The organism is Arthrobacter sp. AB6, assembly GCF_031844545.1.
Taxonomy (GTDB): domain Bacteria; phylum Actinomycetota; class Actinomycetes; order Actinomycetales; family Micrococcaceae; genus Arthrobacter.
Window position 1 is genome coordinate 93,877 of record NZ_JAUZVL010000001.1, and the last position, 15,246, is coordinate 109,122.

Consider the following 15,246-nt stretch of genomic DNA (forward strand, 5'->3'; position numbering starts at 1 on the left):
GTCCATGACGGTCACCAGCTTGCCCCGGGATGCTCGCGGGCCAGCACCTGCATTTCGGCCAGGATGTAGCCGAGGTACTCGGAATGCCTGCCCTGCCGGCCGCCGCCGGGTGCGGCGGGAACGTCCGGGACCTCCAGCCCGGCCTCGGCCAGGACTTCGCCGGTCAGCCGGTCGAAGTCCCCTTTGAGCGAGGAAGGCGCGACGGCGATGCCAGCCTCCGCGAGGCCGCGCGTCAGGTGGTCATCGCGGAAGAGTTCCTCCACGTACGGCCACATGATGCGCAGGCCGTGGATCATTCGGGTGCGGGATTCCTCCGTGCCGCCGGCCAGGCGAAGGATCCACTGGGCGCTGTGGTCCCGGTGGTAATCCACTTCCTTCACGGCCTTCGCGGCGATGGCGGCCAGCGTGGCGTCTGCTGACTCCGTGAGCCGGCGGTAGAGCTCGTACTGGTAGTAGCTCACCACGAACTGGCGGGCGATGGTGGCGGCGAAGTCGCCGTTGGGCTGTTCGAACAGGTGCGCGGAGCGGAACTCGTGCTCGCGGCGGAAGTAGGCGAGGTCATCCTCGGACTTGGGCGTTCCGTCCTCGTTTTCGAGGGCTCCCCCGGCGTAGCTGAGGAACGAGCGGGCGTGGCCCAGCTGGTCCAGGGCGATGTTGCCCAGCGCCACGTCCTCCTCCAGCTCGGGCGCGCGGGAGATCCAGTGGCCCAGTCGCTGGGCGAGGATCAGGGCGTCGTCGCCCAGGCGCAGCGCGTATTCGGCCACATCCTCCGTGGGCTTGGCCAGGCCGGTGCGGACCTCGAGCGCGATGTCCTCCGGGCGGAGGGCGTTGCCGGGGGTGATGCGGGTGGCGGAGGCGTTGCTGTCTCCCGCCACGCCGGTGGAAATGTCGCCGTGGCCGCTCACAGGTGCTTCACCCCTTCGCTCTTGGTGTAGTACGTGGCGTGGCGGTAATCCTTGCCCTGGGGCGACTCGAAGAACGAACCCTTTGCGTCCGGATCGCTGGCGGCGATGGCGTCCGCGGGGACAACCCAGATGGACACGCCCTCGTTGCGGCGGGTGTAGAGGTCCCGGGCATTGCGCAGGGCCATGGCGGCGTCCGGCGCGTGCAGGGACCCGGCGTGGACGTGGCTCAGGCCGCGGCTGGACCGGACGAAGACCTCCCAGAGGCCCCAGGCGCTCTTGTCATGGTGCTCCTGCGGAGCCGGGGATGCCTTCGGTGCGTCGCGGTTGATCTCGGTGGCGGAGCTCGCGGGGGCTTCCGGGTTGCCGTGGGGTGTCATGCTGCGTATTCCTTCGTCGTCTTTGACTGCTTTGCTGCCTGTTTCGCGGCATATGCCGCGGCTGCCTCGCGGACCCACGCGCCGTCGTCGTGCGCCTGCCTGCGGCGCTCAAGGCGCTGGGAGTTGCAGGGGCCGCGGCCGGCGAGCACTTCCTGGAACTCGTGCCAGTCCAGCGGGCCGTGCTCCCACCGCTTGGTGTCCTCGTTGAAGCGGATCTGGTCATCCGGGAGGGTGAGGCCCAGGACCCTGACCTGCTCCACCATCATGCCCACGAAGCGGCTGCGGAGTTCGTCGTTGCTGAAGCGCTTGATGTTCCAGGCCATGGACTGCTTGGAGTTGGGCGAATCGTCATCCGGCGGGCCGAACATCATCAGGGCCGGGGCGTACCAGCGGTTCACCGCGTCCTGGGCCATCTGCTTCTGCGCGGGGGTGCCGTTGGAGAGTTCCAGCAGGATCTCGAAGCCCTGGCGCTGGTGGAAGGACTCTTCCTTGCAGATGCGCACCATGGCGCGGCCGTACGGGCCGTAGGAGGCGCGGCACAGCGGGACCTGGTTGCAGATGGCGGCGCCGTCCACCAGCCAGCCGATGGCACCCATGTCCGCCCAGGTGAGCGCCGGGTAGTTGAAGATGCTGGAGTAGCGGGCCTTGCCGGCGATCAGCGCGTCCGTCATCTCGTCCCGGTTCTGGCCCAGGGTCTCGGCGGCGGAGTAGAGGTACAGCCCGTGGCCGGCCTCGTCCTGGACCTTGGCCATGAGGATGGCCTTGCGCTTCAGGCTGGGGGCGCGGGAGATCCAGTTGGCCTCCGGCTGCATGCCGATGATCTCGGAGTGGGCGTGCTGGGAGATCTGGCGCAGGAGGGTCTTGCGGTAGGCCGCCGGCATCCAGTCCCGGGGCTCGATGCGCGAGTCCTCGGCAATGACGCGGTCGAAGTTGGCCTGGCCCGCCGCGTCTGCCGTTTCGCTGGTTCCAGCCGTTCGCTCAGCTGGCACTGACTGCAAGTTCTGCGCTGCCATGGTTGCTCCTATGCAAAGACCTTCGGGACGGACGGAATTATTTACCGACCGTTCGTTCAGGATATGCGGGAGCGCCGGACCCCGTCAAGCGCCGCCGCCACCCCCGCGATGAGGGACACTCCGGCGCCGGTGGCTGCACGGCGACTGACGGGGACCGCCCGAAGCTCCTGCGAAAGGTGCGCGGCCACGGTCCGTAATGTCTGCGAAATGTCCCGCCCGGCCTACACCGCGGACATATACTGGCCACGCCCTACCGGGCCTAATGACAGCCACAGGTCTCCTCACGTCGGCGTTTGGGCGCCGCCGACAGCACCCAGCCCGCACACAGTTTTCCTGCATCGCCTGACGCCGGGCCTCCATGAAACCGGTGTTTGCACGGACGTCGGATGCCGACTTCTAAGAATGGATGGTCATGAGACGGTTCCTGGTATTGATGACTGCTGTGGCACTGGCCTGCCTCGGCATGCCCGTGCTGGTTCCTGGTACTGCCCAGGCTGCACCGGGGCCCTGCATAGGCGCGCCGGCAGCCGACGGGACGAACTACGCCGAAACGCGGCAGTTCGTGGACACCCAGGCGTGGTGGGTGCCGGACGTGGATCAGGCGAACAATTCCACCACCAACACCGGCCATGTGCACCTGGGGGCGTGCATACCTGAGCGCGAAACGATCAGCTCGGGCAACCTCACCGTCAAAGTGAGGGTGACTCTCCACGACAACCCTGGCAAGGCGAACTACGTCTCCATGGTGTTCAAAACCTCAGACAGAGAAACAACCGTCCAAAAGTGCTACCTGCGGGCCACTGCATCAAACTTCAGCTGCCCCGGACCTGCAAGCAACGGCAAAGGGGATTTTGTGTGCTCCGGCACCTGCGAGCGTTGGCTGACGTTCTCGCAGCCCATCTCTTCATTCAATCATTCCGGCCTGCAGGAAGTCCGCTTCCGCGCTTTCGTCCCGGAGCCGGACGGCAAGGAAATGGTCGCCAGCTTCAACTGGCAGGTGGGCATCCAAAACGGAAAATCCCCGTCGAACGTCTCCAGGTACCCGTTCCTGCGCGGCAAGGGCTGGTACACGCACGCCCTGTACTGCGAGGCCTCTGTCCGCAGCCTCCCCCTTCCCGACGGTCCGGTTTCAGGCATCTGGACGCCAGTAGTGGGGCTGACCACCCATCCTGACGGCTCACTCCCGGCCACCCACTCATTCATCGCGATCGACCCGGACTTCCATGCTTCCCCGCCAAACCGCGGAACCGTGCTGTGGGACGCCGCCGGCCCCTACGGCCCCGAACCTTTTGGGGCTGCTCCCCTTTCCATCGACACCCGGACACTGGCCAACGGCGTGCACAAGCTGCACCTGAGGACCTCGTGCCGCGACAACACCCTGGGTTCAACCAACGCCGGCGTGACCGTGATTCCCTTCACGGTGGCCAACTGACGGCCCCGCGGCAGCGCTTTGGGCTGGGGACGCGGGAAACCAGTTGGACCCCGGCTGTATGCCGATGATTTCGGAGTGGACGTGCTGTGAGATCTGGCGCCGGGGGTCTTGCGGCAGGCCCCCGGCATCCAGTCATTGGGCTCGATGAGCGAGTCCTCGGCCTCCGGGCGTCAAGCGCCTCACCCACTGCGACGCTCTCGACTGGCAAATTCAGTTTCGACACGGATGCTCCACTGCGCAGCCCATATATCGGGTGCGTCAGGTCAGAGGAGCGTCGAGACGGAACAAGGGCGTCGCCCACCCTTGTCCACATAGCAGCAGACACCCCTCCCGCGCCCGCCCGGCAGCTGGGATCGTCGATCCATGCCAGATATGCCTCCGCTCTTCTTGTCCCGCGAGCGCATCCTGCTTGGGATCACCCCGAATGAGCTCGCCAAGCGCGTGAAGGCCGGGGATTTGGCCCGCATCCGGCACGGCGTCTACACGGACGGTGCAGCCTGGCGCAATCTGAAGCCATGGGAGCAGTACCGGCTCCGCGTGCAGGCAGCGGCCGAAACGTTCGAAAAGCCCACGGTCTTCGCACGCCACTCCGCAGCCAGCGTCTGGGGAGTGCCCACCGTCGGCTTGCACCACCCGGTGGAGGCCCTCACCATGAAGAACGACGGCGGCCGGTCGCGGGCCGGGGTCAGCCGTCACTACGCGGCGCCGGCGGGGCTTCAGATAGTCAGGCGGGAGGGGCTTCTGGTCACAGACCGCATCCGCACCGTCCTGGACCTGGCAGCGTATACTCCCTTCGCCGAGGCTGTTGTACCTATGGACCATGTGCTTCGCCCGGACAGAATACGAAGGCTGCCTGCCCTGACCAAGGCCGAACTCGAAGGCGCCATCGAACCGAACTACTCCGCTGCCGCCGGGCGGAGGATCCGTGCGGTTATTGAGTTTGCTGATCCTGCCTCTGGGTCGGCCGGAGAATCGTTGAGCCGGGCACTGATCCATCTGGCTGGCTTCGAGCCTCCGGTTCTCCAACAAGAGTTTGTGGACGCAGCCGGCCGTGTGGGCTACGCGGATTTCCATTGGAAGCAGTGCAAAGTTGTTGGCGAATTCGACGGCGACGAAAAGTATGTCAAGCCGGAATATGTCAAGGGCAGGACCGCGTCGCAGGCCGTGATAGCGGAAAAGAGGCGCGAGGACCGGATCCGGGCCTTGGGGCTGAAGGTTGTGCGCTGGCATTGGGCTGACCTCATGGAAGCCGGGACCCTGCAACGGAAGCTGGCGGCGGCCGGCGTGCCCCGCCGTCGTACGCGCTCTGCCGTAATCGACGCGCAAACGCGTCCGTGACGCGCATGTTCCCTGGCGCCCCCGTTATCCCCGCGTCGACAAGGAATATGCGCGTCGAGAAGGAGTTTGCGCACGAGGAACGGGATGCGGGCGCAACCAGCAGGGAAACCGCCGGGAGAGGCTTTGCAGACGAAGGTTCGGGGCTTCCCGAGACGCAGCGGCCGGGGCTAGCCTGAGCCATGGTCACTCTGGGACCGGCAGGCCAGGGCATGGAGCTACAGGCCGGGCTCGCCACTGAGCTGCGCGCCTTGCCCGGCCTGCTGAAAGCACTGGGCATGCTGGCCATGACCCACCTGGAGGTGCAGCAGGCCACCGAGAACTGCCTGGCCGAGAACCCCATGCTGGAGCGGCTGGACGGCCATCCGTGCCCCGGCTGCGGCCGCCATGTCCAGTCCGGCTCCTGTTACCGTTGCCGGGACAAGGGACCCTCCCTGCACTACCAGGACGGGCCCGAGCCGGGCATTGACCCGTTCAGCACCCTTGAAGCAGATGCCGGGCTGGAAGTACGGCCGGACTCCCGCACTGCCCTCGAATACGTGATGGCGCACCTGACGCAACGGGGAACCCTGGACGCGGAGCCGGACGAGATCGCGCAGTTGCACGGGCTGAAGACCGGCCAGGTGCAGGAAGCCCTCCGGGCCCTGCGCGCCGTAGGGCCGCCCGGCATCGGGGCACCAAGCGTCACGGCCCTGCTCACCGCCCAGGCCGAGGCGCTGGTGGAGGCGGGCGAGGCGCCGGCCTGGCTCCCCCGCCTGGTCAGCGACCACCTGGGCGACCTTGCCGCGGGAAGCACTGCCGACGTCGGACGCGCCCTGCAGATCCCGGAAGTGCAGGTCCTGGAGGGACTCGCCGTCATCAAGGAACGGCTGAGGCCCTTCGCCGCCGCGGAGACCGGCCGGACGGACGCCGCCCCCACCGCCGACGTGTTCCTCTACCGCAGGCCCGACGGGTCCCTTGAGGTGGAGGTGCCCGGGAGCGCCTGGTTCGGCCTCAAGCTGGTGGAGCTGTGCGACGGCGTGAAAAGGGCTCCCGAGGCGAGGCAGTGGCTTGCCGAGCACGAACTGGCTGCCCAGCGGCACATCTACCAGATTGACCGCCGGGCCAGCGTCCTGCTGCGCATCACCGAATGCGCCGTGGCCCGGCAAAAAGATTTCCTGGACCACGGCGACGGGCACCACCGGCCGCTCACCCGCACCGCAGTAGCGGAGGAAATCGGCGTGCACCCTTCCACCGTCAGCCGGGCTGTCCGCGGGAAGCGGCTGCGGCTGCCCTCCGGTGCGGTTGCCGACCTTTCCTGCCTGTTCGGCAAGGGCCTGGCCCCCAGGGCTGCACTCCAGGGACTCCTCGCCGGCGGCCCCGAGCGCCTGTCCGATGAAATGCTCCGCGCAGAACTGAGCCGGCAGGGCTTCAGCATCGCCCGCCGGACCGTCACCAAGTACCGCCACTCCCTCCAGTAGGCCCGGGCCGCCGCGAACCTGCTTTCGCGCAAGCGAACCCGGCTTCGGCTCCGCGCTGCCGCGAATGAACCACCTGCCAGCGAACCGGCCCTCCCCGAAGCACCCATCCGCGTTGGCACGAATTGTGCAGTAGGAGGGGTATGCGGTGTTCCGCGAGGGTGTCCCCCAAGGCACCCGCAAGACTCCGGGAAGGAAATACTCATGCACGACATCGACAGGGCCCTGTTCGAAGGCCAGGACGAAGGCACCTGGGGCGAGGTGATGGATGAAGAATCCGGCCTCTCCTATGAAGGCGAACAATCCCCGTTCCAGGCTGAAGAGTCCACTGAGGACAGCGCAGGCGAATTCTGGGGCGAGACCGACAGCCAGGAGATGGATGAACTGTCCCTGGCCGCTGAACTGCTGGCCGTCAGCGACGAAGGCGAGCTGGACCAGTTCCTTGGCAGCCTGGCCAGGCGGGCCGTTTCAGCAGCACGCGACTTCGCCGGATCCGACGCCGGGCGGGCCGTGGGCAACATCCTGAAGTCCGCGGCGCGGAAAGCACTTCCGCAGCTGGGCCAGGCCGTGGGCAACTACATTGTCCCCGGCGCCGGCGGACAGGCCGGACGCCAGGTGGGCAAGTGGCTCGGCAGCAGGTTCGAGACAGGTCTCCAGCTTGAAGGCCTCTCGCCGGAAGACCGCGACCTCGAGACCGCCCGGGCGTTTGTCCGCTTTGCCACCTCCACGGCCCAGCGCGCCGCGGCCATGCCCAAGAGCGTCCCGGGCCCCCTTGCAGCGCAAAAGGCCGCAACCGCCGCGGCCCGCCAGCACCTTCCGGGGCTGCTGAAGCGCCCCGGCCAGGCCGGCTCCCCTGCGAAACCTGCGAACAGCGGCCGCTGGGTCCGCCGGGGCAACAACATCGTGATCATCGGCGCCCGATAACCCCACCCACAGAACAACCGACCCAAAGGATATTGACATGAGCACCAACTACTACGCAGGCGAGACTGAATCGGCTTTCCCCTGGGCGCAGGAGGAAGAGGACGAAGGCAGCTTCGGCGGTTACGAAGGCGAACAGGACAACGAGGAAAACCTGGAGTCCGAGCTGGCCATGGAGCTGCTCAGCATCACTTCGGAGGAGGAACTGGACCAGTTCCTTGGAAAGCTCGCCCGGAGCGTGGTGCGGAACGCCTCCAAGTTCGTCAAATCACCCATCGGCAAGGCCCTGGGCGGTGCCCTGAAATCGGTGGCCAAGAAGGCGCTGCCCATCGTGGGAGGCGCAATCGGCTCCTTCGTTGCTCCCGGCGTCGGCACTGCCATTGGAAGCAAGCTCGGCTCCCTGGCCGGCGGGCTGCTCGAGGCCGAGGAGGCGGAGTCGATGGACGAAGCCGAGGCCGAGGAGGAGGCGGCCCGCCGCTACGTCCGGTTTGCCCGGGCCTCCTACCGCAACGCCGCACGCACCCCGGTGTCCGTGCCGCCGGCCGCGGCTGCCCGCGCCGCTGCCACCAGTGCGGCCCGGCGGTACGCCCCGTCCCTGCTGCGTTCCCGCCGCGCTGCCCGCCGCGGTTACCGCGGGGGAACCCGGATCTACGGCGACCAGTACGCCGGTGCAGTCTGGGGCGCCCCCGACGAAGGCTGGGACAGCCAGCCAGACGGCGGCTCGAACGGCAACTCCAACGGCGGCGCCGACGAAGGCCGGTGGATCCGGCGTGACGGACGCGTCATCCTGCTCGGCGTGTGACGGCCCAGGCGACGAGCAGAAGGGAGGCGAGCCGGATGGACACAAAGACCCTTGGCACCAGCCTGATCGAGAGCGAAGCAACCGGCCTGCTGACCCGCCTTGACCAGGTTAAGCCGTTCGTCATGCACGAAACGATGGTCCTCGCCGCCGCCCTGCCCCGGGACGCCCAGCTGCTGATCGAACGGTTCCTCCACTCCGGACGCAACGACCTCCGCCGGCAGCTGGCATCCTTCCTGGACTGGCTGCACGATGAGGGCCGGTTCGCCACGGCCGCCGAGCAGCAGCACCGGTTCGTCCTCATCCGCCTGCAGTTCAACGTGGTCCTGGCCCAGTTCGATCTCTTCACCGAAGTGGTGACCCAGCGCAGCGAACACTCCACCGGCGTGTGGCTTTCGGGCCTGGACATCCTCGCGCAGGATGCGCTGCGGGTTGAAACGTCCGACGACGGCGACGCCAGGCTGGTGGTCTACCTCGCCAGGGGTGCGGGTGCTGCGATCCGCCGGGCCAAAACCCGGCTCCCCGGGGGCAAGCCAAATCCCGTGGGGATCATCAGGCTTCCCCGGGAGCGGATGATCGGCAGCGGGATCGCCTCGTCACTGGTCCATGAAGTGGGGCACCAAGGTGCCGCGCAGCTGGAACTGGTCCCCTCCCTGCGCGCCGAAATCGAGCGGCGCACCACCGGGAACCCGGGCGGGGTGTGGGAGGCATTCTCCCAGTGGGTCAGCGAGGTGGTGGCAGACCTGTGGTCCGTGGCCACGGTGGGCATCACATCCACAATCGGGCTGCTGGCCGTGGTCAGCCTCCCGCGCTATTTCGTTTTCCGCCCCAGCGGCACCGACCCGCACCCGATGCCGTACCTGCGGGTGCTGATCTCCGCCGCCATGGGAAACGCCCTCTACCCGCACCCCCAGTGGCTGGAACTCACCCGGGTCTGGAAGGCGATGTATCCGCTTGCCGGCCTTCCGGCCGAACACGCTGCCTGGATCCGAAACTGCGAAGCCCGGATCGGGGACTTCGTTGAGCTTCTGCTGGCCCACCCCGTGCCGCTGGCGGACGGCCGCGACCTCGGTTCCATCTTCCCCCTCGGCGAGCGCCAGCCCGAACAATTGCTCCGCCTCCACCAGGCGTGGGGCGGCGACTTCGGCGTCATGGCCCGCCAGCGGCCGGCCCTGGTCTTTGCCGTCCTGGGCCAGGCCAAGGCAGCCGGACGCATCACGGCAGAGGAGGAAAGCTCCCGGCTGTCCTCGCTGCTGACCGCCTGGGCGGTCCGGGGCAGCCTGGACGTCCTGGGCTCCCCCGCGCCTGTCAGGGGACACGCAACGCCCAACTTCACCACAACAGCACCAACAACAAGGAGATAGCCATGGATTTCACCCGACGGCCATCCGCTCCGGTCTATGCCGGACAGGAAGTGGCCTTCCGTTTCGAGCTCGAGGGCTGGGAAAAGCCGGGCGACTACGACTTCCAGATCATAGACGAACGGGGCCGGACTGTCCCGATGGGAGGGAGCAAGGGCGGCGTTGTCACCAAGCTCATGGGACCCGGCAAGGACTTCGAACCAACGGTCATGCTTTCTGATTCGGGCGAATACAGGGTGCGCGTCCGCTCCCATGTCCTCCGCGGCAAGCCGGCACGCTGGTCCGTTCTGGACACGATAAACGTCGAACCGCCGGAGTCGGCTCCCGTGCTCAAGGTCGCACTCCAAACGGACGCGGCGCCCAACAGCGGCCACAAAGACCTGTGGGGGTTTATAGGGGGCGTCGCCTCGAACCTCAAGTTCGGAAACTTTGCCCGCTTTGCAAAAGCCAAGGGTGCCAGCCTGGGGACCAAGCCGCCGTTCGGGTCCATGACGTACGACATCCTGCATGCGCTGTCCAAAGAGTTTGTTACCGAGGGTGCCCTGGGCAACATGTACCCGTCGTCGGGCAAGAAATCGGCCTGGGGTCCAGGAAAGCTTAGCGGCACGGCGATCCCTTTGTCGTACGTCACCGACCAAAGGAACGTGCCGTACAAGCCCTTCCCGACAGGCATCCCGCGCGGCCAGTACCCATTGGAGCTGGTGCCGTTCGTGGAGCTGATCTACGTGTACTGGCTGGAGGAAGCCATGCTGTTCCAGTCATTGAACCGCATCATTGCGCGCTTCCAGAACCGCCGTGCACCCGGGGGAAGGGATCCGCTCTCGCGGCTCGCCGTCAACCCGCTCATGCCGCTGCGGGGACTCTTGTGGGGCCTCGCCGAGGCCGAGGACGAACGCCTCTCGCTGCGGCGCCGGGCCGCCGAGTATGAGTACCAGTACGGACTGCAGCTGATCGGCCGCGCGGTTCCGCCGGCTGAGCTGCTGGTGGAACGGCGGACGCAATTCCTGGAGGCCTTCCACAGCCTGCTCAACGCCTGCCACCACTATTACAAGGAGCTCAACGACAAGACCGTGGACGCGGACGCGTTTCCGCTGCTCAGCCACCTGCAGGAGCTGCACCTGGTGCTGGCCAAGGGCGCGAACAACCAGTTTGCCGACATGGCCCTCATAGCCCGCATTGAAACCATGGATGTGCAGTGGATGCTGGCCCAGCCGGAAATGCATCAGTTCCTGGGCGGGCCCACCATGGTCCCGTATGAAGAAGAGTGGATGGACCGGGTGGACACCATGAAATCCATGCAGGGGTGGTCCGACGTCAGCGTGACACACTTCTACGATCTGGCTGTCCACGGCGAGCAGCTCCTTTTGTCCGTCCGCCACGGACGCTGGAACGAATCCACCATGAAGAGCGATGACGCGAAGAACTGGGCCATCGCCTGGAAGTCGTCAGTCCAGCGCTACATCCACGCCTACCGGGCCGTCACCGGGGTGGACCTCAGCGAGCGGGTGGATACCACCATGCCGTCCACGCTGCTGCAGCGCCGGCTGGCCCAGAAGCTCGTCCGATACTGAGGGGCGGAGATGTCCGCAGCATTCGGGAAGGCCGACGGCGGGGCGGACTTCACGTCCGCGCTCTTCCTGGGCCAGCACCATCCCAGCGCCGGGTTCCGTCCGTGGGCTGAATTCACCACGGGCGTTCCCGCGGCGCTGCGGGAACTGCCGGACGCGGAAAGGCTTGCGCGTGTAATCGCCGGTCAGCAGCAGGCCGGGTCCGGCCTGGTGGCCCGCTCGGCCCTGCACGGGATGATGGATGTGCTGCAGGCACTTCCCTGCCCCGGGGACCTGCTGCTGGTGGACGGGGGCGCCTACCCTCTGTCCCAGTGGGCCTGCCGGGCAGCGCAGTCCCGGGGCGTACGGGTGGTGACGTTTCCGCACTTCCGGCCGCCCGCCGTCGTGCCTGGAACCAGGACGTGGCTGGTGACCGACGGCTGGTGCCAGGGGTGCGGCCGTCCGGCGCCGCTCGCCGCGCTGCAGGCGCTGGCCGGGAAGACCGGCGGCCAGGTGATCGTGGACGATTCCCTGGGCTTCGGTGTCCTGGGGCGGCGGTCCGTGGAGGGCAGCTTCGGGGACGGAACGGGGACGCTGCGGTGGGCCGGGTTGAAGCACGACGGCGTGGTGTGGCTTGCGTCGCTTGCGAAGGCGTACGGGACCCCCGTCACGGTCATCACCGGGGAGGGCGGGGCCATTAGCAGGCTGGCCCGGCTCGGCGGCAACCGCCTGCACAGCAGTCCGCCGTCGGCAGCAGACCTCGGCGCCGGCCTCAGTGCCCTCCGCGACAGCCGCATGCCCCGCCTGCGTGCCCGCCTGTTCCGGCTCACGCGGTGGCTGCGGCAGGCGTTGAACGATCTGGGACTGGCCCCGTTGGGGCTGCCGTTCCCCATTGTGGGAACCCGCGTGGACTCGCTCCTGCTGGCACGGCGGTGGCGGAACGGCCTCGCGGCCCGGGGCGTGCAGGCCCTGGTGCAGCTGCCCCGCTGCCAGCCCGGCGCGCTGCTGTCCGCGGTGGTACGGGCGGACCACTCGCAGGCGGACCTTGACCGCCTGGTCCGGGGCCTCGCCCGAGTCACCCGGGACCGGCGGGCGGCGTGATGAAGCACCTGGTCATCGACTCGCACGTGCACGTAGGCACGGCCGGCGTACCCCTTGGGCCGGCCGATCCGGAAACGTCCTTTGCCCTGTGGCAGGCCCGGGCCGCCGCCGCCGGGATATCCGGGGCGGTGCTGATGGCGGCGCCGGTGCGGACGTATGCGGCGGCCAACCGCACAGTCGCGGAACTTGCCGGGCGCGATCCCGCCACGTGGCTCTGGTACGTCTTTGTGAACCCGGCCACGGACCGCGGGAGGGTGGGCGCCGTGGTGGCTGCCGCCGTCGTCCGTCATGCCTGCGGGATCAAGGTGCACTGGTCCGACGCCATGGCCACGGACGAGGTGGCCGACGCCGCGGAGCGCCACGGCATGCCCGTCCTGTTCGATCCCGGCGGGGACGTGCAGCGGGTGGCCTACCTGGCGGCACGCCACCCCGATGTGCCGTGGATTGTGCCGCACCTCTCCTCCTTTGCCGACGACTGGCGTGCCCAGAAGCGGCTGATCGATCTCCTGGTGCGTGCGCCCAACGTTTTCACCGATACATCCGGGGTGCGGTATTTCGACCTGCTGGAGGAAGCCGTTGCGCGGGCCGGCGCCCACAAGGTGCTGTTCGGCAGCGACGGGCCGTATCTCCATCCGGCCCCTGAGCTCGCCAAGATCTTCGCGCTTGGCCTGATGCCCGAAGACCGGGACCTTGTCCTGGGCGGCAACATCCTGCGGCTTACCGGTCCAGCCCGAAAGGCCGCCGGCGCCCGAAACCCCACCACGCACTCCAGGAGGAATGAAGCATGGCTATGACCACGTTGGGCAAGGGACCCGAAACCATCACCGATGCGGGCCTCGCCGAGATCAAGCCGGACAACACTGCGGCCATCCGGAAGGGACTGAACCAGCTGCGCGACTATGTAAAGCAGAGCAAAGCGGCGCGCAGCGGAACCGGTGCACCCCGGCAGGCCTGGATGCAGGGAAGCGAGCCGGAACGGAATTCAATATGGCTGGTCACGTACTCACCCTGGTCGGCGAAATCCGGCCCTCCCACCCATGTTCGCGTGTTCGCCCACCAGGTGGACCGCAGCGAACTGGTGAAGGGAAGTTCCCTGCCCGGCGTTGACCGCCTGCTCCTGTCCCGCCGTGAGCTCCCGAAAGTGGAGCTGCCCAAGATGATCCCGTTTCCCCACCCCAAGAAAGCCGACCTGTTCGGCCTCACCGTGGAATCGTATGTGCGGGACGCCTTCGCGCAGGCCTACAAGCGCCCCCGGCAAAAGCCGCAGCGGCTGGGCCGCAAAGGCCCGGACGTCCTGTGGCGCGAGCTCGAAGAACTGTTCCGCGAACTGGCGGAGGAGACGGGCGACAGTTACTGGCGCGAGGTGGCGGACGAGCTGTCGGCGGGTGTCTGACACGCGCCGTCGGGGCCCGTTTTCCTGGCCTGCCGCTGCTGGATGGCCCGGTCAGTGAGGCCCAGCATGGCGGCGGCGGAGTGCACGTTTCCGCCGCTGCGTTCCACTGCCACGTCCACCGCCGCCTCCGCCGCACGTTCCTTGATGTCGCGCAGGCCCAGCCCGCGGTCCACGGCCCAGGCCACCGCTGCCCTGAAAGGATCGCCGCCTGCACGTGCTCCGGCGGCCGGCGCGGAATGCATGGAGACGGGCCGGTCCTCCCGGGGCAGGTCACCCGGAGTGATGGCGCCCGGACCCACGTGGCGTGCGGCAATCCGGAAGGCCAGCTGGCGCAAGTCGCGGAGGTTGCCCGGGTAGGCCCTGCGCAGCAGCACGTCCTGGACCGAGGCGTCCACGTCCGGGTCCGCAGCTGAACCGCTGACCTCCCGGCAGAACCGGGCAAAGAGGGACAGGATGTCTTCCACCCGTTCCCGCAGCGGCGGCATGGTGACCATCGAGGCGGCGATCCGGTGGTACAGGTCGGCGCGGAAGCTGCCGGCCGCCACTTCATCCTTGAGGTCCCGGTTGGTGGCACAGATGAGCCGGAACTTGCTGTGCAGCCACTTGTCGCCGCCGACGCGTTTATAGGTGCCCTCCTGGACCACGCGGAGCAGTTCGGGCTGCAGGTCAAGCGGCAGCTCCCCCACCTCGTCAAGGAAAAGGGAACCCTGGTCCGCTCCCGAGCACGCTCCGGTCCGGACACTCACGGCGCCTGTGAAGGCTCCGCGCTCGTGACCGAAAAGCTCGCTCCCCATCAGGGTTGGCACAATGGTGGTGCAGTCCACGGTCACCAGGTTGCCGCGCTGGTGGCTTACCGCGTGGGCCACCCGGGCCGCCAGCTCCTTGCCTGTCCCCGTTTCGCCCTGGATCAGGATGGGGCCCTGCCCGAACCGGGCCGCCACCACGAGGTCCCGGAGCGCGGACCGGAAGGCGGGGCTGTTGCCGGTCAGTTTTTCCCGGACCGCAACCGAATCGAGGACCGCTTCAACATCCTGGATCCGCTGCATCCACGCCGATACCGCTGGCACCTGCCCCTGCCACGCAATGCACTCCGCTGCGCCCGCATCCAGCACAGGCCAGGGCTTCAGCTTCCCGTTTGGAGGCCCGATGACCATCACCCGGCTCCCGCCATACTCGGCCGCCCCGAGGGCAGCCCTCAGGTCCTGGGAATCCGATACGGACAAGATGATGCCGGCCGTTGAGCCGCCGGACGGGGCATCGGATTCCGCCAGGGCCACCCCTCCTGCGCTGAGCGCGGCGATCGCCTCCCGGGCCCATAATTGCCGCCCTGTGAGATCGATCAGCCATGGCATAACACTGATCCCCTTCACATGAGGCACCCCAGGAACGAATGCAAAGACGCGAGACATATGATCATCCGTCGCGTTACGGGAGCGTTACAGTCCACGCTGCAGGCCGGGGAACGAGTCAGCTGACGGCGGTATCCATCCCGGGCATGGAAGCGCCCCGATGTTATTGGGGGATACATCGGGGCGCCTGCAAAACAGAATAGGTCCGGGTTTTATTCAAATCAAATGCCAAACCCGTACGGCAAGGCGAAGGATA

Annotated in this window: 14 protein-coding genes and 1 pseudogene; 10 read left to right on the forward strand and 5 right to left on the reverse strand. The window is 67.5% G+C overall.

Annotation, left to right across the window (positions count from 1 at the left end; genetic code table 11):
- Nucleotides 1–11: 11 nt before the first annotated feature.
- The 3 genes from paaC to paaA are packed head-to-tail and all read right to left on the reverse strand — an operon-like array spanning nucleotide 12 to nucleotide 2,295.
- A complete protein-coding gene (gene paaC, locus Q9R30_RS00430) occupies nucleotides 12–905 on the reverse strand; it encodes a 1,2-phenylacetyl-CoA epoxidase subunit PaaC (protein ID WP_311216439.1) in 894 nt (297 codons plus the stop codon).
- Nucleotides 902–1,282, reverse strand: coding sequence for a 1,2-phenylacetyl-CoA epoxidase subunit PaaB (gene paaB, locus Q9R30_RS00435; protein WP_311216440.1), 381 nt, complete (start codon nucleotides 1,280–1,282; stop codon nucleotides 902–904). The genes paaC and paaB overlap by 4 nt, the downstream gene beginning before the upstream one ends.
- The gene (gene paaA / locus Q9R30_RS00440; protein ID WP_104998866.1) at nucleotides 1,279–2,295 is read right to left on the reverse strand and encodes a 1,2-phenylacetyl-CoA epoxidase subunit PaaA; all 1,017 of its coding nucleotides are present in this window, start codon (nucleotides 2,293–2,295) and stop codon (nucleotides 1,279–1,281) included. The genes paaB and paaA overlap by 4 nt, the downstream gene beginning before the upstream one ends.
- 412 nt (nucleotides 2,296–2,707) lie before the next feature.
- On the opposite strand from paaA, the gene Q9R30_RS00445 reads away from it, so the two are divergent.
- Nucleotides 2,708–3,727, forward strand: a complete 1,020-nt coding sequence (locus Q9R30_RS00445) for a hypothetical protein (protein ID WP_311216441.1) — start codon at nucleotides 2,708–2,710, stop codon at nucleotides 3,725–3,727.
- Nucleotides 3,728–3,748: 21 nt separating this feature from the next.
- Here the strand turns inward: Q9R30_RS00445 and Q9R30_RS00450 are convergent.
- Nucleotides 3,749–3,888: pseudogene (locus Q9R30_RS00450) on the reverse strand (Phenylacetic acid catabolic protein); the annotation flags it as partial.
- A 202-nt stretch (nucleotides 3,889–4,090) separates the two neighbouring features.
- On the opposite strand from Q9R30_RS00450, the gene Q9R30_RS00455 reads away from it, so the two are divergent.
- The 9 genes from Q9R30_RS00455 (at nucleotide 4,091) to Q9R30_RS00495 (ending at nucleotide 13,641) form a co-directional block, all read left to right on the forward strand.
- Nucleotides 4,091–5,065 (forward strand): type IV toxin-antitoxin system AbiEi family antitoxin domain-containing protein, encoded by a 975-nt coding sequence (locus tag Q9R30_RS00455; protein WP_311216442.1) that lies wholly within the window; start codon nucleotides 4,091–4,093, stop codon nucleotides 5,063–5,065.
- Between the two features lie 179 nt (nucleotides 5,066–5,244).
- Nucleotides 5,245–6,522: a hypothetical protein gene (locus Q9R30_RS00460; protein ID WP_311216443.1), complete on the forward strand. Its 1,278-nt coding sequence runs from the start codon at nucleotides 5,245–5,247 to the stop codon at nucleotides 6,520–6,522.
- A gap of 201 nt (nucleotides 6,523–6,723) precedes the next feature.
- Nucleotides 6,724–7,443, forward strand: a complete 720-nt coding sequence (locus tag Q9R30_RS00465) for a hypothetical protein (protein WP_311216444.1) — start codon at nucleotides 6,724–6,726, stop codon at nucleotides 7,441–7,443.
- Between the two features lie 37 nt (nucleotides 7,444–7,480).
- Nucleotides 7,481–8,242 carry a hypothetical protein gene (locus Q9R30_RS00470; protein WP_311216445.1) on the forward strand — a complete coding sequence of 254 codons (762 nt, stop codon included), beginning with the start codon at nucleotides 7,481–7,483 and terminating at the stop codon, nucleotides 8,240–8,242.
- A gap of 35 nt (nucleotides 8,243–8,277) precedes the next feature.
- Nucleotides 8,278–9,603 carry a hypothetical protein gene (locus Q9R30_RS00475; protein ID WP_199775268.1) on the forward strand — a complete coding sequence of 442 codons (1,326 nt, stop codon included), beginning with the start codon at nucleotides 8,278–8,280 and terminating at the stop codon, nucleotides 9,601–9,603.
- A gap of 2 nt (nucleotides 9,604–9,605) precedes the next feature.
- Nucleotides 9,606–11,171: a hypothetical protein gene (locus tag Q9R30_RS00480; RefSeq protein ID WP_104998872.1), complete on the forward strand. Its 1,566-nt coding sequence runs from the start codon at nucleotides 9,606–9,608 to the stop codon at nucleotides 11,169–11,171.
- A gap of 9 nt (nucleotides 11,172–11,180) precedes the next feature.
- Nucleotides 11,181–12,248 carry an aminotransferase class I/II-fold pyridoxal phosphate-dependent enzyme gene (locus tag Q9R30_RS00485; protein ID WP_311216446.1) on the forward strand — a complete coding sequence of 356 codons (1,068 nt, stop codon included), beginning with the start codon at nucleotides 11,181–11,183 and terminating at the stop codon, nucleotides 12,246–12,248.
- Nucleotides 12,248–13,042 carry an amidohydrolase family protein gene (locus Q9R30_RS00490; RefSeq protein ID WP_311216541.1) on the forward strand — a complete coding sequence of 265 codons (795 nt, stop codon included), beginning with the start codon at nucleotides 12,248–12,250 and terminating at the stop codon, nucleotides 13,040–13,042. The genes Q9R30_RS00485 and Q9R30_RS00490 overlap by 1 nt, the downstream gene beginning before the upstream one ends.
- Nucleotides 13,033–13,641, forward strand: coding sequence for a hypothetical protein (locus tag Q9R30_RS00495; protein ID WP_158677273.1), 609 nt, complete (start codon nucleotides 13,033–13,035; stop codon nucleotides 13,639–13,641). Before Q9R30_RS00490 ends, Q9R30_RS00495 begins: the two co-directional genes overlap by 10 nt.
- On the opposite strand, the gene Q9R30_RS00500 is transcribed toward Q9R30_RS00495, so the two are convergent.
- A complete protein-coding gene (locus Q9R30_RS00500) occupies nucleotides 13,599–14,993 on the reverse strand; it encodes a sigma 54-interacting transcriptional regulator (RefSeq protein WP_311216447.1) in 1,395 nt (464 codons plus the stop codon). The genes Q9R30_RS00495 and Q9R30_RS00500 overlap by 43 nt on opposite strands.
- Between the last annotated feature and the right edge of the window lie 253 nt (nucleotides 14,994–15,246).